21 protein-coding genes, 2 tRNA genes, 1 pseudogene and 1 riboswitch are annotated in these 26390 nt (G+C 69.4%); of the genes and pseudogenes, 6 read left to right on the top strand and 18 right to left on the bottom strand.

Translation table 11 applies throughout. From position 1 onward, the window contains the following. Positions 1-130 precede the first annotated feature (130 nt). The 10 genes and pseudogenes from cmk to mtnA all read right to left on the bottom strand — a co-directional run bounded on the left by cmk (position 131) and on the right by mtnA (position 12620). Entirely contained in the window at positions 131-817 is a 687-nt protein-coding gene (gene cmk, locus K343_RS0100410) for a (d)CMP kinase (RefSeq protein ID WP_028006393.1), read from the bottom strand. Beyond that, positions 814-3031: pseudogene (locus K343_RS25370) on the bottom strand (bifunctional prephenate dehydrogenase/3-phosphoshikimate 1-carboxyvinyltransferase). Before K343_RS25370 ends, cmk begins: the two are co-directional and overlap by 4 nt. Then, positions 3028-4173 (bottom strand): histidinol-phosphate transaminase, encoded by a 1146-nt coding sequence (hisC, locus tag K343_RS0100395; protein ID WP_028006390.1) that lies wholly within the window; start codon positions 4171-4173, stop codon positions 3028-3030. The pseudogene K343_RS25370 and the gene hisC overlap by 4 nt, the downstream one beginning before the upstream one ends. 20 nt (positions 4174-4193) lie before the next feature. Then, on the bottom strand, positions 4194-5300 hold the full coding sequence (gene pheA / locus K343_RS0100390) for a prephenate dehydratase (RefSeq protein WP_020650427.1): 1107 nt from the start codon (positions 5298-5300) through the stop codon (positions 4194-4196). A 112-nt stretch (positions 5301-5412) separates the two neighbouring features. Next, the gene (locus K343_RS0100385) at positions 5413-6588 is read right to left on the bottom strand and encodes a phosphoglycerate dehydrogenase (protein WP_020650426.1); all 1176 of its coding nucleotides are present in this window, start codon (positions 6586-6588) and stop codon (positions 5413-5415) included. 105 nt (positions 6589-6693) lie between these two features. Next, on the bottom strand, positions 6694-7776 hold the full coding sequence (gene serC, locus K343_RS0100380) for a 3-phosphoserine/phosphohydroxythreonine transaminase (RefSeq protein ID WP_028006389.1): 1083 nt from the start codon (positions 7774-7776) through the stop codon (positions 6694-6696). A 136-nt stretch (positions 7777-7912) separates the two neighbouring features. Next, entirely contained in the window at positions 7913-8311 is a 399-nt protein-coding gene (locus K343_RS0100375) for a PIN domain-containing protein (RefSeq protein WP_028006388.1), read from the bottom strand. Then, entirely contained in the window at positions 8308-8559 is a 252-nt protein-coding gene (locus K343_RS0100370) for a ribbon-helix-helix domain-containing protein (RefSeq protein WP_028006387.1), read from the bottom strand. The genes K343_RS0100375 and K343_RS0100370 overlap by 4 nt, the downstream gene beginning before the upstream one ends. Before the next feature lie 85 nt (positions 8560-8644). Continuing rightward, positions 8645-11377, bottom strand: coding sequence for a DNA gyrase subunit A (gene gyrA, locus K343_RS0100365; protein WP_028006386.1), 2733 nt, complete (start codon positions 11375-11377; stop codon positions 8645-8647). Positions 11378-11591: 214 nt separating this feature from the next. After that, positions 11592-12620 (bottom strand): S-methyl-5-thioribose-1-phosphate isomerase, encoded by a 1029-nt coding sequence (gene mtnA, locus K343_RS0100360; RefSeq protein ID WP_043111785.1) that lies wholly within the window; start codon positions 12618-12620, stop codon positions 11592-11594. Between the two features lie 57 nt (positions 12621-12677). Between mtnA and K343_RS0100355 the strand changes: the two genes are divergently transcribed. The 5 genes from K343_RS0100355 to K343_RS0100335 all read left to right on the top strand — a co-directional run bounded on the left by K343_RS0100355 (position 12678) and on the right by K343_RS0100335 (position 17910). Further along, on the top strand, positions 12678-13991 hold the full coding sequence (locus tag K343_RS0100355) for a TRZ/ATZ family hydrolase (RefSeq protein ID WP_028006384.1): 1314 nt from the start codon (positions 12678-12680) through the stop codon (positions 13989-13991). Then, on the top strand, positions 13988-14728 hold the full coding sequence (gene ubiG, locus K343_RS0100350; protein WP_028006383.1) for a bifunctional 2-polyprenyl-6-hydroxyphenol methylase/3-demethylubiquinol 3-O-methyltransferase UbiG: 741 nt from the start codon (positions 13988-13990) through the stop codon (positions 14726-14728). Before K343_RS0100355 ends, ubiG begins: the two co-directional genes overlap by 4 nt. Beyond that, positions 14725-15414 (top strand): HAD family hydrolase, encoded by a 690-nt coding sequence (locus K343_RS0100345; protein ID WP_051277792.1) that lies wholly within the window; start codon positions 14725-14727, stop codon positions 15412-15414. The genes ubiG and K343_RS0100345 overlap by 4 nt, the downstream gene beginning before the upstream one ends. 27 nt (positions 15415-15441) lie before the next feature. Next, complete coding sequence (locus K343_RS0100340; protein WP_084615563.1) at positions 15442-17088, top strand: EAL domain-containing protein; 1647 nt, start codon at positions 15442-15444, stop codon at positions 17086-17088. 81 nt (positions 17089-17169) lie between these two features. Continuing rightward, complete coding sequence (locus K343_RS0100335; RefSeq protein WP_043111783.1) at positions 17170-17910, top strand: SDR family NAD(P)-dependent oxidoreductase; 741 nt, start codon at positions 17170-17172, stop codon at positions 17908-17910. Positions 17911-17982: 72 nt separating this feature from the next. Here K343_RS0100335 and K343_RS0100330 read toward each other — a convergent pair. From K343_RS0100330 to lexA, 5 genes are all read right to left on the bottom strand, one after another. Then, positions 17983-18058, bottom strand: a tRNA-Thr gene (locus K343_RS0100330). Between the two features lie 93 nt (positions 18059-18151). Continuing rightward, on the bottom strand, positions 18152-21292 hold the full coding sequence (locus K343_RS0100325) for an error-prone DNA polymerase (RefSeq protein WP_084615562.1): 3141 nt from the start codon (positions 21290-21292) through the stop codon (positions 18152-18154). A gap of 2 nt (positions 21293-21294) precedes the next feature. Beyond that, on the bottom strand, positions 21295-22689 hold the full coding sequence (locus K343_RS20220; RefSeq protein ID WP_051277791.1) for a Y-family DNA polymerase: 1395 nt from the start codon (positions 22687-22689) through the stop codon (positions 21295-21297). 7 nt (positions 22690-22696) lie between these two features. Beyond that, positions 22697-23293, bottom strand: coding sequence for a translesion DNA synthesis-associated protein ImuA (gene imuA / locus K343_RS0100315; RefSeq protein ID WP_211226127.1), 597 nt, complete (start codon positions 23291-23293; stop codon positions 22697-22699). Positions 23294-23318: 25 nt separating this feature from the next. Continuing rightward, positions 23319-23948 (bottom strand): transcriptional repressor LexA, encoded by a 630-nt coding sequence (gene lexA, locus K343_RS0100310; protein WP_028006377.1) that lies wholly within the window; start codon positions 23946-23948, stop codon positions 23319-23321. A 161-nt stretch (positions 23949-24109) separates the two neighbouring features. Then, positions 24110-24254, top strand: a riboswitch (FMN riboswitch). Positions 24255-24330: 76 nt separating this feature from the next. Here lexA and K343_RS0100305 point away from each other — a divergent pair. Next, a complete protein-coding gene (locus K343_RS0100305; protein ID WP_043111781.1) occupies positions 24331-24846 on the top strand; it encodes a 6,7-dimethyl-8-ribityllumazine synthase in 516 nt (171 codons plus the stop codon). 79 nt (positions 24847-24925) lie between these two features. On the opposite strand, the gene K343_RS0100300 is transcribed toward K343_RS0100305, so the two are convergent. From K343_RS0100300 to dapA, 3 genes are all read right to left on the bottom strand, one after another. Further along, positions 24926-25018: transfer RNA gene (locus K343_RS0100300), tRNA-Ser, on the bottom strand. Positions 25019-25067: 49 nt separating this feature from the next. Continuing rightward, positions 25068-25430: a hypothetical protein gene (locus tag K343_RS0100295; RefSeq protein ID WP_028006375.1), complete on the bottom strand. Its 363-nt coding sequence runs from the start codon at positions 25428-25430 to the stop codon at positions 25068-25070. Further along, a complete protein-coding gene (gene dapA / locus K343_RS0100290; protein ID WP_028006374.1) occupies positions 25430-26308 on the bottom strand; it encodes a 4-hydroxy-tetrahydrodipicolinate synthase in 879 nt (292 codons plus the stop codon). Before dapA ends, K343_RS0100295 begins: the two co-directional genes overlap by 1 nt. Between the last annotated feature and the right edge of the window lie 82 nt (positions 26309-26390).

The following is a 26390-nucleotide window of genomic DNA, read 5'->3' as shown; positions in this document are numbered from 1 at the left end:
TGGATGATCCCCTCGCCTCTTGCTTGGGGTCCTGTCAGGTCAGTCAACGGCTCGCATCCTTGCTCGCCGGCCACAAGCCGAAACCCGGATGGGCTCACGGCTGATGTTCTCTACGCGCAGCGAAACGGGCTCAGACGATGCCGGACCGCTGCAGCAGGCTTTCGATGATCGCCAGCACTTCGACTGGCGAAAGCCCCGTCGTATCAACGACTTGAGCCCCGTCCGCCGGCTTTAGGGGGGCGATGGGGCGGTTGCGGTCGCGCTCGTCGCGGGCGCATATCTCCTCGCGAAGGGGGGCGAGTGTAGCCTCAATCCCCTTTGCGCTCAACTGCTTGAGCCGGCGCTGCGCACGCTCGTCGGGACTCGCATCCATGAATATCTTGAGGGCGGCATCCGGGAAAACAATGGTGCCCATGTCACGGCCGTCGGCGATCAGCCCAGGCGCCTCGCGAAAATCACGCTGGCGCTGCAGCAGCGCCGCGCGCACCGCGGGCTGCGCTGCAATCAGCGAGGCCAGTGCACCGGTCGATTCCTTGCGCACGTCGTGGGTCCAGTCCTCGCCGTCCACCAGGATCGCTTCGTCGTCCTCGGTGGCGCCGACGAAGCGGATCTTCAGCGCCGGCGCGAGCCGCGCCAGCGCGTCGCTGTCGTGCAGGTCGATATCGCGGCGATGGCCGGCCAGCGCCAGGATGCGGTACAGCGCGCCGCTGTCGAGGCGATGGAAGCCAAGCCGCTCGGCCAGCCAGCGCGTGACCAGCCCCTTGCCGACGCCACTCGGCCCGTCGACGGTGATGACCGGAATCGCGGCCGCGCTCACGCGCGCACCCGCAGGTCCAGACCGGCGCGCTGCGCGAGCGCGGCGAAACCGGGGAACGAGGTGTTGACGTTGGCGCAGTCGAAGATGGTGATCGGCTGTTCAGCACGCAGCGCCGCGATCGCGAACGACATCGCGATGCGGTGATCGCCGCGCGCATCGACAGCGCCGCCGTGCATGCGGCCGCCGGACACGCGCATGCCGTCCGGCAGTGCGATCGCCGAGATGCCGAGCGCGCGCAGGCCGTCGCACATGCTCTGGATGCGGTCGGACTCCTTGACGCGCAGTTCCTCGGCGCCCTCGACCACGGTCTCGCCGTCGGCGAAGGCAGCGGCGATGAAGATGATCGGGAACTCGTCGATCGCCGCGGCGACCAGCTCCTTGCCGATCTTCACGCCGCGCAGACCGCCGCCGCGCACGCGAATGTCGGCGACCGGCTCGTCGCCGAACGCGCGCGGATTCAGCAACTCGATATCGGCGCCCATCGCGCGCAGCACGTCGATGATGCCGGTACGCGTCGGGTTGACACCGACCTCGGTCAGCACCACTGCGCTGCCCGGCACGATCGCCGCGCCGACCATGAAGAACGCCGCCGACGAGATGTCGGCCGGCACCCGGATCTGCGTCGCGTGCAGCGGCTGACCGCCCTCGAGCGCGGCATAGCCGGGCCGCGCCTCGACCCGCACGCCAAAGGCCCGCAGCATGCGCTCGGTGTGGTCGCGCGAGGCTTCCGGCTCGAACACCTCGGTCTTGCCCTGCGCGTAGAGGCCGGCCAGCAGGATGCCGGATTTGATCTGTGCGCTCGCGACCGGCGAGTGGTAGGCGATGCCGTGCAGCTTCTTGTGCGGCAACACGTTCAGCGGCGCCTTGCCATCATTCGATTCGATGCGCGCGCCCATCTGTTCGAGCGGACCGATGATGCGCTTCATCGGCCGCCGCGACAGCGAAGCATCACCGACCAGCGTGCTGGTGAAGGTCTGTCCCGACAGCAGGCCGGCCATCAGGCGCATCGACGTTCCCGAGTTGCCGAGATCGAGCGGCCCGTCCGGCGACTTCAGGCCGTGCAGGCCGACGCCGTGGATGCGCAGCGAGGTCTCGCCAGTGCGCTCGATCGTCACGCCCATCATCTGGAACGCCTTCATCGTGCACAGGCAGTCCTCGCCGGTGAGGAAGCCCTCGACCGTGGTCACGCCGTCGGCCAGCGAGCCGAACATGATCGAGCGGTGCGATATGGACTTGTCGCCCGGCACGCGCAACTCGCCGTTCAGGCAGCCGCCGGGGTACACCTCGAAGGTCAACGAACTCGAACTCATGGCTTTCCTGTCCGGGGATCGCGCGCGGCGCCCCTCACTCGATCTGTGTCAGATAGCGTTCGCGTGCCGTCCGCGCGCGCGCGAACAGTTCGCGCAGCTCGTCCCAGCGCGCCTCGCGCATCATCCGCCGGATCTGCTGCAGTTCTTCGATCTGGCGATCGAGCAGATCGCCGACGGCGCCGGCGTTGGCCCGAACGATGTCGTGCCACATCTGCGCCGAGCTCGACGCGATGCGCGTGAAATCGCGAAAACCGCCGCCGGCGTTCGGGAAGATGTCGTCGCTGTGCGGCAGGCGCGCCAGCATGTCGACGAAGCTGTAGGCGATCACGTGCGGCAGATGGGAAGTCGCCGCGAAGATCGCGTCGTGCTCGGCGGCGCCCATTTCGACGACGCGCGCGCCGACCGCCTGCCACAGCTTGGCGACCAGCGCCCGGGCCGCCGGCGACTGTGCGGCGTGCGGCGTCAGCACCACGCGATGATTGCGGAACAGATCGACGAGGCTGTTCGCCACCCCGCTCTTTTCGGTACCGGCGATCGGATGCCCCGGCACGAACCAGGACGGCAACTGTCCGCAGACCGCCTCGACTTCGCGCAGCACCGACTGCTTGGTGCTGCCGACATCGGTGACGACGGTATCGGCGCGCAGGCCCGGCAGACAGGCGCGCAGCGCCTCGCCGGTATGCAGCACCGGCACCGCCAGCACGACGAGATCGGCGTCGCGTACCGCCGCCTCGGCAGTCTCGTACACCTGGTCGACGACGCCCAGGCGCAGCGCCTGCTGGCGCTGCTGCGGATCCGGGTCGTAGCCGGAAACGCGTCCCACCTCGCCGGCGGCGCGCAGCGCGCGCGCGAACGAGCCGCCGATCAGGCCGAGGCCGATGACGGCGAGGTGGCGAACGCTCACGCCGGCCGACCCGCGGCGCCGAGCACCGCGCGCAGCGCTTCGAGGAAGCGGTCGTTCTCGGCTTCGGTGCCGATGCTGACGCGCAGGAACTGCGGCATCTGGTACGAGGCCATCGGCCGCACGATGACGCCCTGTTCGAGCAGACCCTGGTGGATCGGCTTGGCGTCGCGGCCGAAGTCGATCGCGAGGAAGTTGGCCTGCGACGGCAGCACCGTCAGCCCCATCGCCTGCAGCGCGGCCGTCAGGCGCGCGCGCTCGCGCGCATTGAGCGCGACCGCGGCGCGAACGTAATCCTGATCGCCAAGCGCGACTTCCGCGGCGAGCAGCGCCAGGCTGTTGTTGTTGAACGGCTGGCGCACGCGGTTCAGCACGTCGGCCAGCGCCACGCTCGACAGCGAGTAGCCGACGCGCAGGCCGGCCAGCCCGTAAGCCTTGGAGAACGTGCGGAACACGATCAGGTTCGGAAAGCGATCGAGCCAGGCGCGCGTCGGCGGCTGCAGCGCCGCATCGAGGTATTCGAAGTACGCCTCGTCGAGCGCGACGATCACGTGCGCCGGCACCTGCGCGAGAAAGGCCTCGATCACCGCCGGCGCGAGCCAGGTTCCGGTCGGATTGTTCGGGTTGGCGATGAAGACCAGCGCGACGTCCGGATTGGCCTGCAGCGCCGCCGGAAACGCGGCGAGATCATGGCCGTAGGGCTGCGCATCGCGGGCCGGCAGGGCCGGAACGACCACGGCGCGCGCATCCTGCGCCTGGGTGATGATTGAATAGACGGCGAAGGCATGCGCCGAATACAGCGCGGCGCGGCTCGGACCGAGGAAGACGCGGCCGAGCAGTTCGATGATGTCGTTCGAGCCGTTGCCGAGCGTGATGCGCTCCGGCGCGATGTCGTGCAGCGCGGCGATCTTCTGCTTCAGGCGATGCCCGCTGCCGTCCGGATACAGCGCCAGATTGTCGTGCGCGACGGCGGCGGCCAGCGCGGCGCGGACCTTCGGACTGGCGCCGAGCGGGTTTTCGTTCGAAGCCAGCTTGATCGCGTTCGACACGCCGAGGCGGCGCTGCAGTTCGTCGATCGGCATGCCCGGCGAATACGCTTCGAGGCTCATGACGCCCGGCGAAGCCCTTTGCAAAGTCTGATCCATGATCTTGGTTTCTGAACGCATTACATGACGGCCCGCGGATACGAGCCGAGAATCTTGAAGAAGGCCGCCGACGAACGCACGGTCTCGAGCACCTCGCGCACCTTCGGATCCGATTCGTGTCCGGCGAAGTCCACGAAGAAGTAATAGTCCGGCACCACCGAGCCCTTGACCTGCCGCGATTCCAGACGCGTCAGGTCGAGTCCGCTGTCGGCGAACGGCTGCAACAGCTTGAACAGCGCACCCGGCTGATTACGATGCGCCGTCATCACGATCGAGCTGATGTCGTCGCCGGTCGAGGCGGGCTCATGCCTGCCGATGATGAGAAAGCGCGTCGTATTGCTCGGATCGTCCTCGATGTTCGAGGCGAGGATGTTCAGCGCGTTGATGCGCCCGGCCTGCAGCGAGGCGATCGCCGCGGTGCCGGCGCCTTCGGCCGCCGCGCGACGCGCGGCCTCGCCGTTGCTCGACACCACTTCGCGCTCGGCCTTCGGCAGATGCGCGTCCAGCCACTTGCGGCACTGCGCGAACGACTGCGCGTGCGAATAGACCTTGACGATCGACTCAAGCTCGGTCTGCTTCGACAGCAGCTGGTGGTGAACGGCCAGCGTCACCTCGCCGCAGATGCGCAGCTGGGTATGCACCAGTTCATCGAGCGTGTTGCTGACGACGCCGCCGATCGAGTTGGCGACCGGCACCACGCCGTAGTCGGCGGCGCCGGTCTCGACGTCGCGGAAGATCTCGTCGATCGCCCGCGTCGCGCGCGCCGTCACGCTGTCGCCGAAATGCTTCTGCACCGCGGCCTGCGTGTACGTGCCCTCGGGCCCGAGGTAAGCGATGGTGAGCGGCGACTCCAGCGACAGGCACACCGACATGATCTCGCGCATCAGGCGCGCGATCGTCTCGTCGGTCAGCGGGCCGCCGTCGGGGCCGTGATTGCGCTCGATCGCACGGCGCAGCACCTCGGCCTCGCGCGACGGGCGATAGTGATTGCCGGTGTCGCCGGAACGCTGCTTGATATGCGCCACTTCGAGCGCGATGCGCGCACGCTGCGAAATGAGCGCCTGGATCTGCTCGTCGAGCGAGTCGATCTGCGACCGCGCTTCGGCCAGGGTCTGCGGCACCTTCATCGGATGGGCGTCTCGAAACGGAAAAAGCAAAGGCCGCGGATTCTAGCGGGAATCCGCGGCCTTCGGGACTTGCGCCCGACCGCCCGAACCGGGCGGCCGGGCGCGAGCGGCATCAGCGGCCCACGATCACGCGGGTCGCCAGCACGCCCGGAATCGCCGCGATCTCGCCGGCCACCTCGGCGGGCACCGCCGAATCGAGGTCGGCGATCGTGTACGCCAGGTCGCCGCGCGACTTGTTCAGCAGGTCGGCGATGTTGAGGTGATGCTTGGCGAGCGCCGTCGAGATCTGGCCGACCATGTTCGGCACGTTCTCGTTGACGATGCACAGGCGCGTCTTGCCCGGCAGCAAGGGCATCTGCGCCTCCGGGAAGTTCACCGAATTGCGGATCGTGCCGAGTTCAAGGAACTCGCGGATCTGGTCGGCGACCATCACTGCGCAGTTGTCCTCGGCCTCGCCGGTCGAGGCGCCGAGATGCGGGGTCGCCAGCACGCGCGGATGGCCCTTGAGCGCGTTCGACGGGAAGTCGCAGGCATAGGCGTGCAGGCGGCCTTCGTCGAGCGCCTCGATGACAGCCTTCTCGTCGACGATCGCGTCACGCGCGAAGTTCAGGATCACACCCTGCTTCTTCATCAGGCGGATGCGCTCGGCATTGATCAGGCCGCGGGTCGCGTCGAGCAGCGGCACATGCACCGAGATGAACTGCGACTTCGACATCAGATCATCGACCGACAGCGCACGATGCACACCGGCGTTCAGCTGCCAGGCGTTCTGCACCGTCATTGCCGGATCGAAGCCGTAGACCGTCATGCCGAGCTCGAGCGCGGCGTTGGCGACCTTGACGCCGATCGCGCCGAGGCCGATCACGCCGAGCGTGCGGCCCGGCAGCTCGAAGCCGACGAACTTCTTCTTGCCGGCCTCGACGGCCTCATGCATGGCCTTGTCGTCGCCGTCGAGCTTCTTGACGAAATCGAGCGAGGCCGGGATGTTGCGCGCCGTCATCAGCATCGAGGCCAGCACAAGTTCCTTGACCGCATTGGCGTTGGCACCCGGCGCGTTGAAGACCGGCACGCCGCGCTTGCTCATCGCCGCGACCGGAATGTTGTTGGTGCCGGCACCGGCGCGGCCGATGGCCTTCACCGAAGCCGGGATCTCCAGCTTGTGCATGTCGGCCGAGCGCACGAGGATCGCGTCCGGATTCTGGATCTCGGAAGCGATCTCGAAACGGTCGCGCGGCAGACGCTCGAGCCCGTTGACGGAGATGTTGTTGAGGGTTTGGACTTTGAACATGGCTTAAAACCGGAAATTGGGGATCGGGAAACGGCCAACGTCAGAAGCGGGAAGCGGTTTCGTCTCGCAACGATTCCGCATTCCCGATACTCGATTGCCGCCTTTTCAGCCGCGCGTCCGCGCGAATTCCTTCATGTAGTCGACGAGCTGCTGCACGCCTTCGAGCGTCATCGCGTTGTAGATCGACGCGCGCATGCCGCCGACCGAGCGATGCCCCTTCAGGCCCGACAGGTCAGCCGCCTTGGCGCCCTTCAGGAACTCGGCGTCGAGCTCCGGATTGGCGAGCGTGAACGGCACGTTCATCCGCGAACGATCGGCCTTGGCGACCGGATTGCGATAGAAGTCCTGGCTGTCGATATAGGCATACAGCAGCTCCGCCTTCTTGGCGTTGCGCTCGCCGATCCCGGCCAGACCGCCATGCGCCTTGATCCACTTGAAGACCAGACCCGAGACGTACCAGGCAAAGCACGGCGGCGTGTTCAGCATCGACTCGGCGTCGGCCATCTGCTTGTAGTCGAAGATGCCGGGCGTGTTCGGCAGCGTCTGGCCGATCAGGTCGTCGCGCACGATGACGATCGTCACGCCGGCCGGGCCGATGTTCTTCTGCGCGCCGGCATAGATGAGGCCGTACTTCGTCACGTCGAACGGGCGCGACAGCATGTTCGACGACATGTCGGCGACCAGCGGCACGCTGCCGGTGTCCGGATCGGCGGCGAACTCGACGCCGTGGATGGTCTCGTTCGAGGTCACGTGCACGTAGGCCGCGTTCGGATCGAGCTTCCAGTTCGCCCGCTCCGGGATGTGCGTGAACTTGTCGGCTTCGCTGCTCGCGGCGACGTTGACCTTGGCATAGCGCGCCGCTTCCTTGGCGGCCTTCTTGCCCCAGTCGCCGGTCAGCACGAAATCGACGTTCTGCTTGCCGCGCAGCAGGTTCATCGGCACGAACGTGAACTGCGCCGTCGCGCCGCCCTGCAGGAACAACACTTTGTAGTTCGCCGGAATGCCGGCGACCTCGCGCAGATCGGCTTCCGCTGCCTGCGCGATGCTCATGAACTCCTTGTCGCGATGCGACATTTCCATCACCGACATGCCGCAACCCTGCCAGTCGAGCAGCTCGGCCTGCACCTGCTGCAGCACTTCGAAAGGCAGCGTCGCCGGTCCGGCGCTGAAGTTCACGACTCTTTTCATTTCAGTTTCCTCGAAAGACCTGCTTCAACCACTCGTTTACCGCCTGAATACCGGCGGACCGCGCCCAGCCCGGTCCGCCCTCCTGGCCGCGACCCGCCGCAGCGCGCCCGGCCCTCATTCCCGCCGTCCCGCCCGTTCAGCTCCAGCGCTCGACGTCGAGATTCGGCACCGACGCGAACGCCGCGACGCGGTCCGTCACCAGTACCAGCTGCCGCGCCGTTGCCGTCGCCGCGAGCCACAGATCCAGCGGCGCCAGCTTTTCGCCGGCTGCCTGCAGATAGGCGCCGATCACGACCGCCTGCTGCGCCTCGGCGGCGCCGATCCCCAGCACCTGCACCGAATGCAGGAACTCCTTCAGCAACTTGCCGTAGCGCGCCTGCGCCCGCGGCTGCAGGCGAAGCGCCGTCTCGGCCTCCGCCTGCCCCAGCACCGACACCGCGACGTCGCTCGGCTTCAGCCCCTGCAGCCGCAGCACGACCGGCAGCCGCCCCTTGATCGCCGCGGCGAGCACGTCGGAGTCGAGCAGATACTTCACCAGCGCACCGGCGCCGAATCCGGCAGCGCCTCGCGCCAGGCCTGGAAGTCCAGCGTTTCCTCGGTCAGCTCCGGCGCCGGATTGCCGAAATGGCTCTTCAGCACCGCCGGCCAGTCCTTTTCCTCGTTGCGCGCCAGCCAATCCTGCACGGCGAGCGTGATCACGCGATTGCGCGTCAGGCCGACGCGGGCCACCGCACGGTTCAGCCGCTCGATCGTCTCGTCGTCGAAATGGACACTGAAATTCATCGCCGCAGATAATAACCTAACATGTCCTGTTAGTCACAGAGTCTCATAAAAAAGGCGCCGCAGCGCCTTCTTTATGCTCGATATTTTACGAACTCGCCGATTCGTCTTCGCGATCGCCGACGGCGTCCTCGCCGTTTTCGACCGGCACCGCAAGCGCCGGCAGGCTGTCGTCGTCCTCGGCCAGGATGCGGTCGATGCCGACCAGACGGTCTCCGTCCTGCGGGCGCATCAGGCGCACGCCCTGGGTATTGCGACTCATCGTGCGCACATCGGTCGTGCGGAAGCGGATCAGGTTGCCGTCCTCGGAGATCAGCATCACTTCGTGGCTGTCGTCGACCGTGACGGCGCCGATCAGACGCCCGGTCTTGTCCGACAGCGATTGCGCGATCACGCCCTGCCCGCCGCGACCGCGACGCGGAAACTGCTCGACCGGCGTGCGCTTGCCGTAGCCGAACTCCGAAACGGTCAGGATGTCGCCGCCCTCGGCGACGATCAGGGCAATGATGCGGGCGCCGTCGTTCAGCGCGTCGGCGGCCTCGTCGCCCTCGGCAAGTTCACCGCCCGCCTCGTCCACCGCCTCTTCGCCGGCCTCGTCGCCGCCGGCAAAGGTCTTGATCAGGCGCATGCCGCGCACGCCGGTCGCACCACGACCCATCGCGCGCACGTCGCCCTCGTCGAAGCGGATCGCACGGCCGGCGTCGGAGATCAGGATGACGTCGTCCCGGCCCTGCGTCAGCGCCACGCCGACCAGCTCGTCGTCGACGCGCAGGTCGACGGCGATGATGCCGTTGCTGCGCACGTTCTGGAACGCCGCCAGCGGCGTCTTCTTGACCGTGCCGCGGCGCGTCGCCATGAAGATGTACGGGGCGCCGTCGGCCGTCTCGGTGTCGGCGGCAGCACCGAAGCTCTTGATCGGCAGCACGGCGTTGATCTTCTCGCCGGCTTCGAGCGGCAGCATGTTGTTGAACGGCTTGCCGCGCGAGCCGCGCGAGCCGCTCGGCAGCTCGAACACGCGCAGCTTGTAGCATTTGCCGAGGCTGGAGAAGCACAGCAGCGTGTCGTGCGAGTGCGCGACCCACAGGCGGTCGACGAAGTCCTCTTCCTTGGTGGTCGCGGCGATCTTGCCGCGGCCGCCGCGCTTCTGCGCCTGGTACTCGTCGAGTGCCACGGCCTTGACGTAACCCTCGTGCGAGAGCGTCACGACCATGTCCTTCGGCACGATCAGGTCCTCGTGCGCGATGTTCAGCGCCGCGTCGGTGATCTCGGTGCGGCGCGCGTCGCCGTACTGTGCCTGGATTTCGAGCAGCTCGCCGCGAATCACCGACAGCAGGCGCGCCTCGGAGCCGAGGATGTCGAGGTAGTCGAGGATCGACTCGATCAGCTCGCGGAACTCGCCATGGATCTTGTCCTGCTCGAGCCCGGTGAGGCGATGCAGGCGCAGGTCGAGGATCGCCTGGGCCTGCGCCTCGGACAGCCGGTAGCCACCTTCGACGATGCCGAAATCGGCGCCGAGATCGGACGGCCGCGAGGCGTCGGCACCGGCGCGCTCCAGCATCGCCGTGACCGGACCCGGATTCCAGATGCCCGCCATCAGGCCGGCCTTGGCCTCGGCCGGCGACGGCGAACGGCGGATCAGCTCGATGATGGCGTCAATGTTGGCGAGCGCGATCGACAGGCCTTCCAAGACGTGCGCCCGCTCGCGCGCCTTGCGCAGCAGATAGCGGGTGCGCCGCGTCACCACCTCGCGGCGGTGGCGCACGAAGATCTCCAGCAGCTGCTTGAGCGACAGCAGGCGCGGCTGGCCGTTGTCGAGCGCCACCATGTTGAAGTTGAAGCTGTCCTGCAGCTGCGTGTGGCGGAACAGGTTGTTCAGCACCACGTCGGCGTTCTCGCCGCGGCGCAGCTCGATCACCATGCGCATGCCGGACTTGTCCGATTCGTCGCGCAGCTCGGTGATGCCCTCGATCTTCTTGTCCTTGACCAGCTCGGCGATCTTCTCGAGCAGGCGCGCCTTGTTCACCTGGTACGGCAGTTCGGTGACGATGATCGCCTGCTTGTCGTGGCCGATGTCCTCGAAGTGCGTGCGGCCGCGCACGACGATGCGGCCGCGGCCGGTCGCGTAAGCCTCGGCCAGGCCGGCGGCGTCGAGCAGCAGGCCGGCGGTCGGGAAATCCGGCGCCGGAATGTGCTGCATCAGCTCGGCCAGCTCGATCTCCGGCTTGTCGATCAGCGCCACGCAGCCGTTGATGACCTCGGACAGATTGTGCGGCGGGATGTTGGTCGCCATGCCGACGGCGATGCCGGACGCGCCGTTGACCAGCAGCTGCGGAATCTTGGTCGGCAGCACCGAAGGTTCGGTTTCCGAGCTGTCGTAGTTCGGCTGAAAATCGACCGTTTCCTTGTCGATGTCGGCCAGCAGCTCGTGCGCGAGCTTGGACATGCGCACTTCGGTGTAACGCATCGCCGCCGGCATGTCGCCGTCGATCGAGCCGAAGTTGCCCTGGCCGTCGACCAGCATGTAGCGCATCGAGAAATCCTGCGCCATGCGCACCATCGTGTCGTAGACGGCGGTGTCGCCGTGCGGATGGTACTTACCGATGACGTCGCCGACGATACGCGCCGACTTCTTGTACGGCTTGTTGTAGTCGTTGCCGAGTTCCTTCATCGCGTACAGCACGCGACGGTGCACCGGCTTCAGGCCGTCACGCGCATCCGGCAGCGCGCGGCCGACGATGACGCTCATCGCGTAGTCGAGATACGAACGGCGCATCTCGTCTTCGAGATTGACGCTGAGAACTTCCTTGGCGAAATCGGTCATGGAGCGTGTTGTAACGGGGTCTGTTCTGGATCAAGGCCCGGGCGTCGCGCCGGCGCGGCCGCCGGCGTCGTGCTCTCGTTTTCGGCGCGGAAAAGGCGTCGCATCCGCAGTCCTGGATGCAGCCCTTGTCGACCGCGAAATTCTAGCACGGACGCGGGCTTGGCAGCGCTTTTCCGGCTCGGGCGCGGCTTTCGCGGCGGCCTGCCGGCGCGGCTCAGCCCAGCACTGCGCGGACGGCCTCGCGGCTCGGCCTGGCGATGACGCCGGACTCGCAGACGATGGCGTCGATCAGCTCGGCCGGCGTGACGTCGAACACCGGATTGAAGGCGTCGTAGCCGTGCGGCGCGATCGGCACGCCGCGGAACTCGGTGAGCTCGGCGGCACCGCGCTCCTCGATCGGGATGTCGGCGCCGCTGCGGCAGCGCAGGTCGAAGGTGCCGCTCGGCGCGACCACCATGAACTTCACGCCGTGCCGGCGCGCGGCGACCGCCAGCGCGTAGGTGCCGATCTTGTTGGCGGTATCGCCGTTCTCGGCGATACGGTCGGCGCCGACGATGACCCAGTCGATCTGCTCGCGGCTCATCAGATGCGCGGCGGCACCGTCGGCGATCAGCTTGGCCGGAATGCCCTCCTGCTGCAGCTCCCAGGCCGTCAGCCGTGCGCCCTGCAGCCACGGCCGCGTCTCGGTGTTGTAGACGCGGGCGATGCGGTTCAGCGCGTAGGCGCTGCGGATCACGCCGAGCGCGGTGCCGTGACCGCCGGTCGCCAGCGCGCCGGTGTTGCAATGGGTGATGACGCTCGCGTTCGAACCGATCAGGGCCGCGCCGAACGCCCCCATTTTCAGGTTCTGCGCCAGATCCTCGTCGTGGATCTTCACCGCCTCGGCTTCGAGCGCGGCAAGGTCCGGGCGATCCAGCCACAGGCCGCGCATGCGCTCCAGCGCCCAGCGCAGGTTCACCGCCGTCGGCCGCGACGCGGCGAGCAGATCGAAGGCGCGCTGCACGCCGTCCGGATCGGCGCGCAGCGCCAGCACCATGCCGTAGGCGGCAGCGATGCCGATCGCCGGCGCGCCACGCACCGCCATGCCGTGGATCGCGTCGGCGATATCGCCGGCGCTCTCGCAGCGCAGGTAGCGCAGCTCGCCCGGCAGCACGCGCTGGTCGAGCAGCCGCAGGTGGTCGCCCTCCCAGATCAGCGGTTTCACCGGTTCGGGGCGCACAGCGGAAAGGTCAACGGCAGACATGACGGCCTCGGGTAAACTTGATCCGACATTCTATCCATCCCCGACTTCCGCCACTGCATGCAGACCGTAGACCTGCTGGTGACGCCGCGCTGGCTCGTACCGATCGAGCCCGAGGGCGTCGTGCTCGAAGCACACGCGCTTGTCGTCGACGCCGGCCGCATCGAAGCCGTCCTGCCGCTGGCCGAGGCGCAGACGCGCTATCAGGCCCGCGAGACCATCGCGTTGCCGCAGCACGCCGTGCTGCCGGGCCTCGTCAACCTGCACACGCACGCGGCGATGAGCCTGCTGCGCGGCATCGCCGACGACCTGCCGCTGATGGACTGGCTGCAGAACCACATCTGGCCGGCCGAGGGCGCACACGTCGGGGCCGCGTTCTGCGCGGACGGCCTGCGCCTGGCGTTCGCCGAGATGATCCGCGGCGGCACGACCTGCGTGAACGACATGTACTTCTTCCCGGACGCGACGGCCCGCGTCGCCCGCGAAGCGGGCCTGCGCGCGACGGTCGGCCTGGTCGTGTTCGACTTCCCGACCGCCTGGGGCAGCGGCGCCGACGACTACATCCACAAGGGCCTGGAGCTGCACGACGCGCTGCGCGACACGCCGCTGGTGCGCACGATCTTCGCGCCGCACGCGCCATACACGGTGTCCGACGCGCCGCTGCAGAAGATCCGCCGCTACGCCAACGAACTCGGCATCGGCATCCACATGCATGTGCATGAAACCGAGTTCGAGGTCGTCGAAGCCGTCAAGCAGAGCGGCCGCCGTCCGTGGGCACGACTCAAGGCACTCGAACTGCTCGGTCCGGACTTCATCGCCGTGCACATGACGCAGCTGACCGACGCCGAGATCGCCGAGGCGGCCGAGTACGGCGTGCACATCGCGCACTGCCCGGAATCGAACCTCAAGCTCGCCAGCGGCTTCTGCCCGGTCGACAAACTGCTGAAGGCGGGCGCCAACGTCGGCATCGGCACCGACGGCGCCGCCAGCAACAACGACCTCGACCTGATCGGCGAGCTGCGCACCGCGGCGCTGCTCGCCAAGGCGGTCGGCGGCGACACGCGCGCGCTGGCGGCCCCGGCGGCGCTGCGCATGGCAACGCTGGCCGGCGCCCGCGCCCTCGGGCTCGATCAGGAAATCGGCTCGCTGGTCGCCGGCAAGTCGGCCGACTTCATCGCCGTCGACTTTCACGCTCCGGCCACCCAGCCGGTCTACAACGTCCTGTCGCAGCTCGCCTACGCCGCCGGCCGCGATCAGGTCAGCGACGTCTTCGTCGCCGGTCGTCCGCTGCTGCGCGGGCGGCAGCTGACGACGCTCGACGAAACCGCCGTCATTGCCAGGGCCGCCGAGTGGCGGCAGAAGATCCGTCCATGAGCGCCACCACCGAACATGCCCGCGGCAACGTCGATGCCCGCGAGATCGCCAACTTCGAACGCCTCGCCTCGCGCTGGTGGGACCCGCGCGGCGAAATGGCGACGCTGCACCAGATCAATCCGCCGCGCGTGCGCTACGTCGCGCAATGCGCCGGCGGCCTCAAGGGCAAGCTCGCGCTCGACATCGGCTGCGGCGGCGGACTGCTCAGCGAGGCGCTGGCCGCCGAGGGTGCCGAGGTGCTCGGCATCGACATGGCCGGCGAGCTGGTCGACGTCGCGCGCCTGCACGCCCTCGAATCCGGCCGCACGCCGCCGGCGTTCCGGCTCGACTACCGACAGATCAGCGCCGAGGCGCTGGCCGCCGAGCGGCCGCAGGCGTTCGACCTGGTCTGCTGCATGGAAATGCTCGAACACGTGCCGGACCCGGCCTCGGTGATCGCCGCCTGCGCCCGCCTCGCCCGGCCCGGCGGCGATCTGGTGTTCTCGACCATCAACCGCAGCCCCAAGGCTTTCGCGCTCGCCGTGGTCGGGGCCGAATACGTGCTCAACCTGGTGCCGCGCGGCACCCACGACTACGAGAAGTTCATTCGCCCGTCGGAGCTGGCGGCCTGGGCGCGCGCTGCCGGCCTCGAGGTCGTCGGCATGAAGGGCCTGCGCTACAACCCGCTGCTGAAATCGGCACGGCTGGCCGACGACATCGACGTCAACTACTTCATGCATTGCCGCAAGCCCGCATGAGCGTCGCCCTGCCGCTGGACGCGTTCGCCGTGCGGCCGCGCGCGCTGCTGTTCGACCTCGACGGCACGCTGGTCGACACCGCGCCCGACCTCGGCGATGCCGCCAACCGGGTGCGTGAGGAACTGGGTCTGGCGCCGCTGCCGCTCGCCGACTACCGGCCGGTCGCCTCGGCCGGTGCGCGCGGTCTGCTCGGTCTGGCGCTCGGCATCACGCCGCAGCACGCCGAGTACGCCGCGCGCGTCGAGCGCTTCCTGGCGTTCTACCGCGCGCGTCTGGTCCGCCACTCGGCCTTGTTCGACGGCATGGCCGAGCTGCTGCAGGCGATCGGCACCGCCGGCCTGCGCTGGGGCGTGGTCACCAACAAGGCCGCGGCACTGACGCTGCCGCTGCTCGAAGGCCTGGCGCTGCGCGCCGACTGCGCGGTCAGCGCCGATCAGGTACCGCGCCCGAAGCCGGCACCCGACGCGCTGCTGCGCGCCTGCGAGCTGCTCGGCCTGCCGCCGCGGGCCTGCTGGTACGTCGGCGACGACAAGCGCGACATCGTCGCCGGCCAGGCCGCCGGCATGCTGACGATCGCCGCCGACTGGGGTTACCTCGGCGCCGAAGGCCCGATCGGCAGCTGGGGCGCCGAACGCATCGCCGCGACGCCGCACGACATCGTCGCCTGGCTGCAGGCGTCCGGCTAAGCTAGGCACCGGGGGTTGGGGGACATCATGAGCTGGCGATCACCGGGCAAGAGTGGCTTGCAGAGCCTCGACCGCATGGCGCGGCTGCTGCGCGGCCGCGCCAATCGCTACGCGTGGATGGGGCTCGGCGTCGCCCTGCTGGCGATCCTCGCCGCGACCCTGCTGAGCTGCCAGTACGAGCACGGCGACTACACGCTCGGCGGTCTGCTCGACGTGCAGCAGAACAATCCGGCGCTGTGGGCGCTGGACCTGATGCCGATCGCCTTCCTGATCTGGGGCCAGTACATCGGCAGCGTGATGTCCTACCAGGCCGGCGCGCTGGTGCTCGACGAAACCCGCGAGCTGCGCGACGAGGCCAACCGCCTGCAGTACGAGCTGAGCCGCCAGTCGGTCGCCGGCCACGCCACCGGCCTGCCGAACCGCCACGCGCTGGCCGGCGCGATCAACACCGCGATCCACCGTCTCGACGGCAAGCGCAGCGGCGGCTTCGCGGTGCTGGTGCTGACCACCGAGCACTATCACGAGATCGCCCAAGCGCACGGCGAGGCGGCCGCCGCCCAGTACATCGGCCAGCTCGGCGAGCGCCTGCAGAACGTCACCGGCGGCGGCGACCTGCTGGCCCACTTCGGCCACGACGACTTCGGCATCCTCGTCGCGCAGGCCAGCGACGAGACCACGGCGCGCCACTACGCCAGCCGCCTGCAGCTCGCGCTCGACGTGCCGATCACGGTCGGCCGCAGCGCCTTCTCGCTGCGCGCCAGCATCGGCATCGCGCTCTATCCGGCGCATGGCCCGGATGCCGAGACCCTGCTGCGCCACGCCGAGACCGCGAAGTACGCGGCGGTCGCCGCGCGCCGCGACTACCTGGTCTACGAGCCGACGCTCGACGACGCCCGCACCGAGGCCTCGCGCCTGTCGGCCGAGCTGCACGGCGCGCTCTACAACGAAGGACTCGGCGACGACTACCAGCTGCAGACGCCGCTGCGCGCCGGCCTGCCGCCGCGCGTGCGCCTGCTGCCGTACTGGGAACATCCGCGTCGTGGCCGGCTCGGCGAAGCCGATTTCCTGCATCTGCCGGACCGTGTCAGCCTCGTCCACGGCCTGACGACCTGGCTGCTGCGTGAAGGCCTCGCGCGTCTGTCCGCCTGGCGCGCCAACGGCGCGCCGCAGCTGCAGCTGGTGCTGCGCCTGCCGGACGCCGCAGTGCGCGAACTGGGCTTCGAGGATCTGATCCAGCGCATGCTGCACTCGCACGATCTGCCGGGCTCGGCGCTGGTGCTCGAGATCGGCGAACGCGCACTGGCGCTGGCCGGCGACGCGCAGCGCGCGCAGCTCGCCGCACTGCGCCAGGCCGGGCTGTCGCTGTGCCTCGACGGCGTCGGCGAGCCCGGCGCCTCGGCGCTGACCGCGCTCTACTATCCGCTCGACGAATACCGCTTCGCGCCGGCGCTGATCAGCCGCGCCGGCACGGAGCCGCTGGTGCGCGACGCCTTGCGCAAGCTCGTCGAGCTGGTGCGCATGCTGCGACTGCGCATCGTCTACGCCGGCGTCGACCACGAAGCGGAGCGCGCGCTGATCGAGCAGCTCGGCGGCGACTACGCCGAAGGCCGCGCCTACCGGCCGGCGCTGACGCCGCAGGCCGTCGAACGCTGGCTGCAAGCCGGCATGCGCTGAACGGCGCGTCCCGCCGCGCGCTGACCTCCCGGCGTTGCCGCCGCCGCGCCGACGCCTTTCCTTCCCGACCCACCCGCCGCCATGCCCGCCCTGCCCGCCTCGTACACGCCCGCTCCCGACCTGCTGCAGGGCCGCCACCTGCTCATCACCGGCGCCGGCGACGGCCTCGGCCGGGCGGCGGCGCTGGCCTGCGCCCGCCATGGCGCGACGGTGATCCTGCTCGGCCGCACCGTGGCCAAGCTCGAAGCCGTCTACGACGAGATCGGCGCCGCCGGCGGCGCGGCGGCGATCTACCCGATGAACCTCGCCGGCGCGACCTGGGCCGACTACTTCGAGCTGGCGAGCACGATCGAGCGCGAATTCGGCCGCCTCGACGGCCTGCTGCACTGCGCCGCCCACTTCAAGGCCTACACGCCGCTGTACGACGTCGAGCCGAAGGAATGGATCGAGAGCCTGCAGGTCAATCTGACCGCCGCGTTCGCGCTGACGCGCCACTGCCTGCCGCTGCTCGGCCAGGCGCCGGACGCGTCGATCGTGTTCGTCAGCGACCGTCAGGGCCGCGACGCGCGCGCATTCGGCGGCGCCTATGCCGTCGCCAAGGCCGGCGTCGAGCAGATGGCGCAGATCTGGGCCGCCGAACTGCGCAGCAATGCGCGCCTGCGCATCAACACCTACGACCCCGGGCCGATGCGCAGCGGCACGCGCCTGAAGGGCTATCCGGGCGAACCGATCGAACACTCGCCGCTGCCGGACGCCGCGACGCCGGCGCTGCTGTGGCTGCTCGGCCCCGACAGCCGCGGCACCAGCGGCCAGCGCCTGTAGACCGCCGGCCCGCATCGCGCGGACGCGCCAAACGAAAAACCCCGCCGGAAGGCGGGGTTTTTCGTTGCAGCCTGGTGCCGAAAACAGGAATCGAACCTGCGACCTACTGATTACGAATCAGTCGCTCTACCGACTGAGCTATTTCGGCAAGGGGCGCGATTATAGGGGGAGCGTCGCCTATGAACAATGCCGGCGGCGCAGAAAATGCGGAACCCCGCCGCGACGCGCGACGCCGCCGCACTCAGTGGAAATCGCGCGACAGATACGGCAGGCCGTCGATCCAGTGCGAGCGGTCGGCAAAAGCCTCGGCGACGACATGGATCACCCAGCCGTCGGCGTCCGAGCCCTGCTTCTGCAGGCGGCCGCGGGCCAGCAGGAAGCGGCCGCCGACGACGATCTCGCGCTGTGCCTCGATCAGCGCCGGACGCACGATCAGATTGACCACGCCGGTCTCGTCCTCGAGCGTGAGGAACATCGTGCCGCTCGCCGAACCCGGCCGCTGGCGGAACATCACCATGCCGGCGACGCGCACCACCTCGCCGTCGGCCCGCTCGCGCAGCGCGTGATTGGGCACGATGCGCTGCCGTTCGAGCCGCTCGCGCAGCAGCGCCGCCGGATGCCGGCGCAGGCTCAGCTCGGTCGCGCGATAGTCGGCGTAGACCGCCTCGCCCTCGCTCGGTGCGCGCAGCGATGCCGCCTCGTCCGGCAGCGCGGCATCGCGCAGCAGGCCGTCGAGCCGCGCATGTCCGCGCGCCTGCCAGCGCGCCTGAAAACGGTGGCCGGCAAGCGCGGCCAGCGCGTCGGCGCCGGCCAGCAGATCGAGCTCGCGGCCCGTCAGCGCGGCACGCCGCGCCAGATCATCGACGTCGCGGAACGCGCCGTGCGCGCGGGCCGCGACGAGACGCAGCGCCGGCGCTTCGCCGAAGCCCTTGACCAGACGCAGGCCGAGCCGGATCGCCGCCTGGTCGCGCGCGTCGCGCTCCAGATGGCAATCCCAGCGACTCGCCTGCACGTCGATCGGCCGCAGCTCGACGTCCATCCGCCGCGCTTCGGCGACCAGCATCGATACCGGATAGAAGCCCATCGGCTGCGCGTTGATCAGCCCGCAAATGAACGCCGCCGGCCGGTGGCGCTTGAGCCACGCCGATTTGTAGGCGAGCAGCGCGAAACTCGCCGCATGGCTTTCCGGAAAACCGTAGGAGCCGAAGCCTTCGATCTGCTTGAAGATGCGCGCGGCATAGGCGTCGTCGTAGCCGTTTTTCTTCATGCCACTCATCAGCTCGTCGCGGAAGCGGTCGACATGGCCGTTGCGCTTCCACGCCGCCATCGCCCGGCGCAGCGCATCGGCGCGGCTCGCCGAGAAGCCGGCGGCGACCATCGCGATCTGCATCACCTGCTCCTGGAAGATCGGCACGCCGGAGGTGCGCCCCAGCACGCTCCGGATCGGATCGTCCTGGCCCCGGGGATACCGGATGTCGTCCGGATTCATGTGCCGCTGCCTCAGGTACGGATGCACCATGCCGCCCTGGATCGGGCCCGGCCGCACGATCGCGACCTGCACCGTCAGGTCGTACAGGGTCTTCGGCCGCAGCCGCGGCAGCATCGTCATCTGCGCGCGCGATTCGATCTGGAACACGCCGACGGTCTGCGCCGCCGACACCATGTCGTAGGTCTGCCGGGTCGGCTCGTCGGTGTCGTAACCCCGATCCTGGATCGAGCGGTAGTCGACCGAGGTGTCGCCGAACTCGCGCAGGTGCTCGAACATGCGCCGCAGCGCGCTGAGCATGCCCAGCGCCAGCACGTCGACCTTCAGCAGATTGAGCGATTCCAGATCGTCCTTGTCCCACTGGATGATCGTGCGCTCCGCCATCGCCGCGTTCTCGACCGGCACCAGCTCGTGCAGCGGTCCGTCGGCAATCACGAAACCGCCGACGTGCTGCGACAGATGGCGGGGAAAGCCGTTGCCTTCGAGCAGTTCGCCGGCCAGCTGCAGCCACAGGCGGATGCGCGGCGCCGACGGATCGACGCCCACCACTTTCAGGCGCTCCGCCAGCCCGTCCGGGCTGTCCCACCAGGCCAGCGACTTGGTGACGCGGTCGATCACCTCGGCGCCGATCTCCAGCGCGCGGCCGACGTCGCGCAGCGCCGAGCGCGGCCGGTAACCGATCACCGTCGCCGCGAGCGCCGCTCGCTCGCGCCCGTAGGTGGCGTAGATATGCTGGATCACCTCCTCGCGCCGCTCGTGCTCGAAATCGACGTCGATGTCCGGCGGCTCGTCGCGCTCGATCGACACGAAGCGCTCGAACAGCAGCGCGTTGAACTCCGGATTGACCTCGGTGATGCCGAGCACGTAGCAGACGACCGAATTCGCGGCGCTGCCGCGACCCTGGCAGAGAATGCCGCGTTCGCGCGCGTACTGGACGATCTGGTAGACGGTCAGGAAGAAAGCTTCGTATTCCTTCTGCGCGATCAGCGCCAGCTCGTGCTCGATCGTCTTTCGCACCTGGGCGGGACAGCCGTCCGGCCAGCGCGTGGGAATCCGCGTCTCGACCAGCTGGCGCAGCCAGCTGGTCGGCGTGTGGCCGGCGCCGACGATCTCCTTCGGATAGCGGTATTTCACCGACTCGATGCGAAAGCGGCAGCGCGCGGCGACGTTCAGGCTCTCGTCGAGCAGCGCGCGCGGATACAGCGCGGCCAGATCATCGAGCCTGCGCAAGTGACGCTCGGCGTTCGGAAACAGGCGATGGCCGCAGCGCGCCACCGGCAGGTGATGACGCAGCGCCGTCATCACGTCCTGCAGCGCGCGGCGCCGTGCGACGTGCATGTGCACGTCGCCGCTCGCCACCAGCGGCACGTCGTAGCGCCGGCCCAGCGCCTGCAGGCGCGCCAGCTTGCGCGCGTCCTCGCCGTCGCGATGCAGCTCGACGGCGATCCACACGCGGCCCGCATGGCGCTCGTGCAGCCAGACGAGCGATTCGTCGTCGTCGCCATCGCCGGGCAGCCACAGCAGGCAGCATTCGTCGAGAGCGGCGAGATCCTCGCGCACCAGCCGGTAACGGCCCTTGTCGCCGGCGCGGCGCGCCTGGGTGATCGCGCGGCACAGATTGGCATAGCCGCGCGACGATTCGGCGAGGGCGACGCAGCGCAGACCGTCCTCGGCGTTCAGCTCGCTGCCGATCAGCAACTCGGGCACGGGCGCGCCGTCCTCGCGCAGGCGCTTCTGCGCTTCGTACGCGCGCACGACGCCGGCCATCGAGCACTCGTCGGTCAGGGCCAGCGCCGCATAGCCGAGCGCGCTCGCCTGCATCATCAGCTCCTGCGGCAAGGATGCGCCGCGCTGAAAGCTGAACGCCGATACCGCGTGCAGTTCCGCGTAGCTCACGTTCAGCCCCAGAGGCCGTGCAGGAACCAGCGGCCGTCCGGCGTGCGGAAGACCCAGGCGCGCTGGCCCTGCCACTCGGTCACACCGTAGTCGCGGCGCTGGTCGTCGCCGTCCCACCAACCGCTTTCGATGCGCTCGATCGCGGCCGGCGGCGCCGGCATCGCCGGCAGCGGCAGCGGCCGCTGCAGCAGCCACAGCGGTCGCTGCCGCGGCGTGACCGCCTCGCCCGCGCCGTCGCTGCGCCAGGCCCGCTCCGGGCGATGGTCGGCCTGCGGCGCCGGCGTCCACACCGCAGGCGCGCCGAGGCGCGCGGCGATGCGCTCGACCGCAGCCGTCCACTCGCCCTGCCCGTCGCTGCGCGCGAACAGATCCGTCTGCACGACGCAGGCGTCGGCGAGTTCGGTCGCCTGCAGTTCGAGCGCACGCACGGCCGCCGGCAGCGGCTCGCGGGCGAGCCTTTCCTGCAGGCCGCCGAGAATGCGCGCGCCGTCGCGGTGCGCATCGAGGAAACGCAGCGTGAAGCGCGTACGCCGGCGCTGCGCGTGCAGCGCCTCGAGCCGGACCTCGCGCAGCGTCACGTCGCGCGCGCGCAGCCAGGCCTGCAGCTCGTAGGCCAGGCGGCGCAGCGGGAACAGCAACGGCTCGACCTGCTCGATCTCGCCGGCCAGCTCGAAGCGACGGCGAAAACGAGGCGGCGGCACGATCGCCTCGGCCGGCTCGGCGGCCTGACCGTACAGGCGATCGAGTTCGAGCAGACGCCCGGCGCCGAAGCGGCGCGCGAACGCGGCGCGCGGCAGCGCGCGCAGCTCGCCGAGCCGGCGCAGGCCGACGCCGTGCAGGGCTTCGAGCTGGGCACCGGGCCACGGCAGCGCCGTCACCGGCAGTGCGGCGAGCCGGCGTTCGAGCGCATCCAGTCCGCGGATGGGCGCAGCACCGCCAAGGCCGGCCAGCAGAGCCGCGGCGGCGCGCGTCGGCGCCACCGACAGCTGCGCGTGCTGCCCGGTCTCGGCGAGTTCGGCGCAAAGACGCTCGCGCAACGCGTCGTAACCGCCGAACAGGCGCAGGCTCGCGGCGATCTCGACCCACAGCAGGGCCTGCGGCACGCGGCCGGTCTCGGCGAATTCGCGAATCTCCAGGTGCACCGGACTGCCGTAGTGGTACAGCCGGTAGGCCAAGCCGAGCAGCGCCGCGCGCTCGGCGCGCGCGTGGCGCGGCTGCGGACGCAGCAAGGGCTGCAGCGACAGCGCGGTGCCGAGCGGCGTGCCGGCCGCGACGTTCGGTCCCGCCGTGATCAGCCAGCGGCTGGCGCCGCGCTGCTCGGTGACGACGTCGAAGGGATCGCGCAAGCCGAGCGCCTCGGCCGGCAGGCGCGGGAGATGCAGGCAGAGCCACAGCATGCGCGCCTCATGCGGCAATCGCGCAGGCCCGGTCCGGCCGTGCGCCGCGGCACTTCAGCACCTCGACGCGCGCCGATCCGGCGACGCGCTCGATGCCGAGCCGCAGCGCCGCGACCGACGCGGTGTCGCGCCGTGCGACGCACCGATAGACCAAGGCGAAGCCGCCGCCGTGCTCGGCGGCGAGCTGCAGGCGCCGCTGCGCGGTCGGCGCGATCGCGTCCTGCCACAGCAGCACGGCACCGGCCCGGGCGCGCAGCAGTTCCTCGGCCGCCCACAGCGCGTCGGCCTCGTCGCGCGTGTCGACGACCAGCAGGCGCTGCGTCGCCAACCCCTGTTGCACCAGCCCCGGCGCGTACGGCAGATGCGGCGGCGCGACCATCGCCAACGCCTGCTCCGCACGCGCCAGACGCACGAGCAGCGGCATCGCCAGCTGCAGCTCGCCGGCCCCGGGCGCCGGATAGACGATCTCGCTGAGTGCCGCACAGGGCCAGCCGCCGCCCGGCAACAGGGCGTCGAGCGCGGCGTGACCGGTCGGCTCGGCGCGCAGCGGCGCCTGGCCGTTGCCGCGCCAGAGCCGCGCGTCGCGCAGCAGGGCGTCAGGCAAGGGCGCACGCGCACGCATCGCCTGTTCAGGAAATGCCGAAGCCGCCATTGCGAACCAGACCGACGACGCGGCCCTCGATGACCAGTTCCTCGCGGCTCAGGTCGATGCGGATCGGCGCGAAATCCGGATTGGCGGCGAGCAGGCGCACGAGATCGCCGCGCCGCTCGAAGCGCTTGACGGTGACCTCGTCGCCGATGCGGGCGACGACGATCTCGCCGTTGCGCGCCGTGGCCCGGCGCTGCACGGCGAGCAGATCGCCCGGCAGGATGCCGGCGTCGCGCATCGACCAGCCCTGCACGCGCAGCAGGAAATCCGGCTCGGCGGCGAACATGCGCCGGTCGAGCTTGTACCAGCCCTCGACGCTCTCGGTCGCCAGCATCGGCAGGCCGGCGGCGACGCGGCCGACCAGCGGCACGCCGTCGTTCGCCGCTTCCGGCGGATCTTCCGGTTCAAGCACGCGAATGCCGCGCGATACGCCCGGCCGCAGTTCGATCGCGCCCTTGCGCGCCAGCGCGCGCAAATGGTCGTCGGCCGCCGTCGGCGAGCGGAAGTCGAAGGCGGTGACGATCTCGGCCCGCGTCGGCGGCAGGCCGTGCTCGCCGCAATGGCGGCGGATGAAGGCGAGGATTTCAGCCTGGCGCGGCGTCAGGTCCATGTCGGAAGCCCGGATAACTGTACGTCCATACAGTATTCGATCTGGCCGATGACTGTAAATCCATACAGCCACCATCCCGCGCTCAGCCGGCATACGGCCGGCCAGCGCTTGCGCGCCGGCCGCGCCCTCTCCACAGTACGCGCCGCGCGGCGCATGGGCGCCGCGGTTCTCGGGGCGGGGTGCAATTCCCCACCGGCGGTGATGGCGAGCGATCGCACAAGCCCGCGGGCGCCTGGTCTTGGCCAGGGACGAGCAGATTCGGTGCGATTCCGAAGCCGACGGTACAGTCCGGTTACGAGAGCAGGTGTCTCGCGCGGCCTTGCGGCCGCGCGGTTCGTTTGCATCCCCGGGTTCACGCGATTCGATACCACCGGAGTTGCCAATGAACCTGTCGCTGTCTCTTCCCTCTTCCTCTCCGTCCGCCGCCGAAGCCGCGGCCGCGCCGCGCATCGCCTTCGTGCAGGCGTGCTGGCATCGCGAGATCGTCGACCGGGCCCGCGAGGGCTTCGCCGCCGAGTTCGCCGCACTCGGCCACGCGCCCGAGCAGATCGAGGCCTTCGAAGTGCCCGGGGCCTACGAGCTGCCGCTGCACGCGCGCCTGCTGGCGAAGAGCGGCCGCTACGCGGCGATCGTCGCCGCCGGCCTCGTCGTCGACGGCGGCATCTATCGCCACGACTTCGTCGCGCAGGCCGTGATCGACGGCCTGATGCGCTGCCAGCTCGATCTGGAGCTGCCGATCCTGTCCGTCGTGCTGACGCCGCATCACTTCCACGACCACGAGGAGCACCGGCGTTTCTTCGGCGAGCATTTCGTGCGCAAGGGCGCCGAAGCCGCGCGCGCCTGCGCCGCCATCCTCCCCGCCACGCAAAACATCCGGCGGCTGGCCGCGACGATTTAGACGCCAGACCCGGCCAGCCCGGAAGCTAGGCGCCACAACGAAAAAGCCCACGCGATGCGTGGGCTTTTTCGTTTACAGCTGGCGGAGAGAGCGGGATTCGAACCCGCGATACGGCGATAAACCGTATACACGCTTTCCAGGCGTGCTCCTTCAACCACTCGGACATCTCTCCGGAAACGTGATCGCTGCGAGCGGAGCGCGCGATTATAGAGAAACGAAAGCTACCAGGGCCACCACCAGTGCTTCTTCTTCTCGGTGTCGTCCTCCGGCAGCGGCATCTTGGCGGCGCCCTTCGGCGGCGCCGCCTCGCCGGCCAGGCGCGGCGGCATATCGAGGCACTCGTACTTGATGCTGCCGGGGTCGGCCGGATCGCGCACCTTCTTGCCGAACGGCTCGCTGCTGGCCGGCGCCGGCGGAATGCGCAGCGCGGACGGCGATTCCGGCACCGTCAGCCCCGGCACGGCACCCGGCGTCGGCAGTGTCTCGGCCTTCTGGTAACGCTGCTCGGACTCGCAGCGGCGGGTGTTGCTGCAGGCCGCGAGCAGCGCGGTCGCCGTCAGGATGGCAACGGAGAGCAGGCGCATCAGATCGCTCCCGCCGTGCGCAGCGCCGAACGGACCACGTCCTGGTGCGCGGGGTCCATCGCCACGAGGGGCAGACGCAGGCCGGCGGGAATCTTGTTCATTTCGTTCAAAGCCCACTTGACGGGAATCGGATTGGGTTCGACGAACAGATGCTTGTGGAGGGGCTGAAGTTCCGCATCGATGCGTTCCGCCTTGGCACGGTCGCCGGCCAGCGCCGCGGCGCACATCTCGTGCATCTTGCGCGGCGCGACGTTGGCGGTCACCGAAATGTCGCCATGCGCGCCCATCAGGATCGACTCGCAGGCCGTCGCGTCGTCGCCGGAGTAGATCGCGAAGTCGCGCGGCAGGCCGAGCGCCAGCAGTTCCTTGATGCGCGCAAGATCACCCTTGGCCTCCTTGAGGCCGACGATGTTCTTCAGCTGCGCGAGGCGCGCCACCGTCGCCGGCAGCAGGTCGCAGCCGGTGCGGCCCGGCACGTTGTAGAGGATGACCGGAATGTCGACCGCCTCGGCGATCGCCTTGAAATGGCGATAAAGGCCTTCCTGCGGCGGCTTGTTGTAGTACGGCGTCACCTGCAGCACGGCGTCGGCGCCCGCGTCCTTGGCGGCGCGCGTCAGCTCGATCGCCTCGGCAGTCGAGTTGGCGCCGGTGCCGGCGATGATCGGAATGCGCTTCTTGGCGAGCTTGACGACGCGGCGGATCACTTCGATGTGTTCGTCGACGTCGAGCGTCGCCGACTCGCCGGTGGTGCCAACCGCGACGATGCCGTCGGTGCCTTCCACGATGTGCCATTCGACGAGCGCCGACAGGCTGTCCCAGTCCACCGCGCCATCCGGGAACATGGGGGTGACGATGGCGACGATGCTGCCCTTGATCATGCTCGGTACGGGGAAACGGAAATTGCGGGGGGCGCAAGTATAGCGGCTGGCGCACCGCCGACGCATCGGGATCACCACGCCC

It is taken from the genome of Solimonas flava DSM 18980 (assembly GCF_000426685.1).
Classification (GTDB): Bacteria; Pseudomonadota; Gammaproteobacteria; order Nevskiales; family Nevskiaceae; genus Solimonas; species Solimonas flava.
This window is presented reverse-complemented; position numbering and strand designations above follow the sequence as displayed.

Bases quoted from the DNA above. Each gene is read 5' to 3' on its own strand.
- hisC (WP_028006390.1), bottom strand. From the start codon at position 4,173: ATGGATCAGACTTTGCAAAGGGCTTCGCCGGGCGTCATGAGCCTCGAA.
- pheA (WP_020650427.1), bottom strand. From the start codon at position 5,300: ATGAAGGTGCCGCAGACCCTGGCCGAAGCGCGGTCGCAGATCGACTCG.
- K343_RS0100385 (WP_020650426.1), bottom strand. From the start codon at position 6,588: ATGTTCAAAGTCCAAACCCTCAACAACATCTCCGTCAACGGGCTCGAG.
- serC (WP_028006389.1), bottom strand. From the start codon at position 7,776: ATGAAAAGAGTCGTGAACTTCAGCGCCGGACCGGCGACGCTGCCTTTC.
- K343_RS0100370 (WP_028006387.1), bottom strand. From the start codon at position 8,559: ATGAATTTCAGTGTCCATTTCGACGACGAGACGATCGAGCGGCTGAAC.
- gyrA (WP_028006386.1), bottom strand. From the start codon at position 11,377: ATGACCGATTTCGCCAAGGAAGTTCTCAGCGTCAATCTCGAAGACGAG.
- mtnA (WP_043111785.1), bottom strand. From the start codon at position 12,620: ATGTCTGCCGTTGACCTTTCCGCTGTGCGCCCCGAACCGGTGAAACCG.
- K343_RS0100355 (WP_028006384.1), top strand. From the start codon at position 12,678: ATGCAGACCGTAGACCTGCTGGTGACGCCGCGCTGGCTCGTACCGATC.
- ubiG (WP_028006383.1), top strand. From the start codon at position 13,988: ATGAGCGCCACCACCGAACATGCCCGCGGCAACGTCGATGCCCGCGAG.
- K343_RS0100345 (WP_051277792.1), top strand. From the start codon at position 14,725: ATGAGCGTCGCCCTGCCGCTGGACGCGTTCGCCGTGCGGCCGCGCGCG.
- K343_RS0100340 (WP_084615563.1), top strand. From the start codon at position 15,442: ATGAGCTGGCGATCACCGGGCAAGAGTGGCTTGCAGAGCCTCGACCGC.
- K343_RS0100335 (WP_043111783.1), top strand. From the start codon at position 17,170: ATGCCCGCCCTGCCCGCCTCGTACACGCCCGCTCCCGACCTGCTGCAG.
- K343_RS20220 (WP_051277791.1), bottom strand. From the start codon at position 22,689: ATGCTGTGGCTCTGCCTGCATCTCCCGCGCCTGCCGGCCGAGGCGCTC.
- lexA (WP_028006377.1), bottom strand. From the start codon at position 23,948: ATGGACCTGACGCCGCGCCAGGCTGAAATCCTCGCCTTCATCCGCCGC.
- K343_RS0100305 (WP_043111781.1), top strand. From the start codon at position 24,331: ATGAACCTGTCGCTGTCTCTTCCCTCTTCCTCTCCGTCCGCCGCCGAA.
- K343_RS0100295 (WP_028006375.1), bottom strand. From the start codon at position 25,430: ATGCGCCTGCTCTCCGTTGCCATCCTGACGGCGACCGCGCTGCTCGCG.
- dapA (WP_028006374.1), bottom strand. From the start codon at position 26,308: ATGATCAAGGGCAGCATCGTCGCCATCGTCACCCCCATGTTCCCGGAT.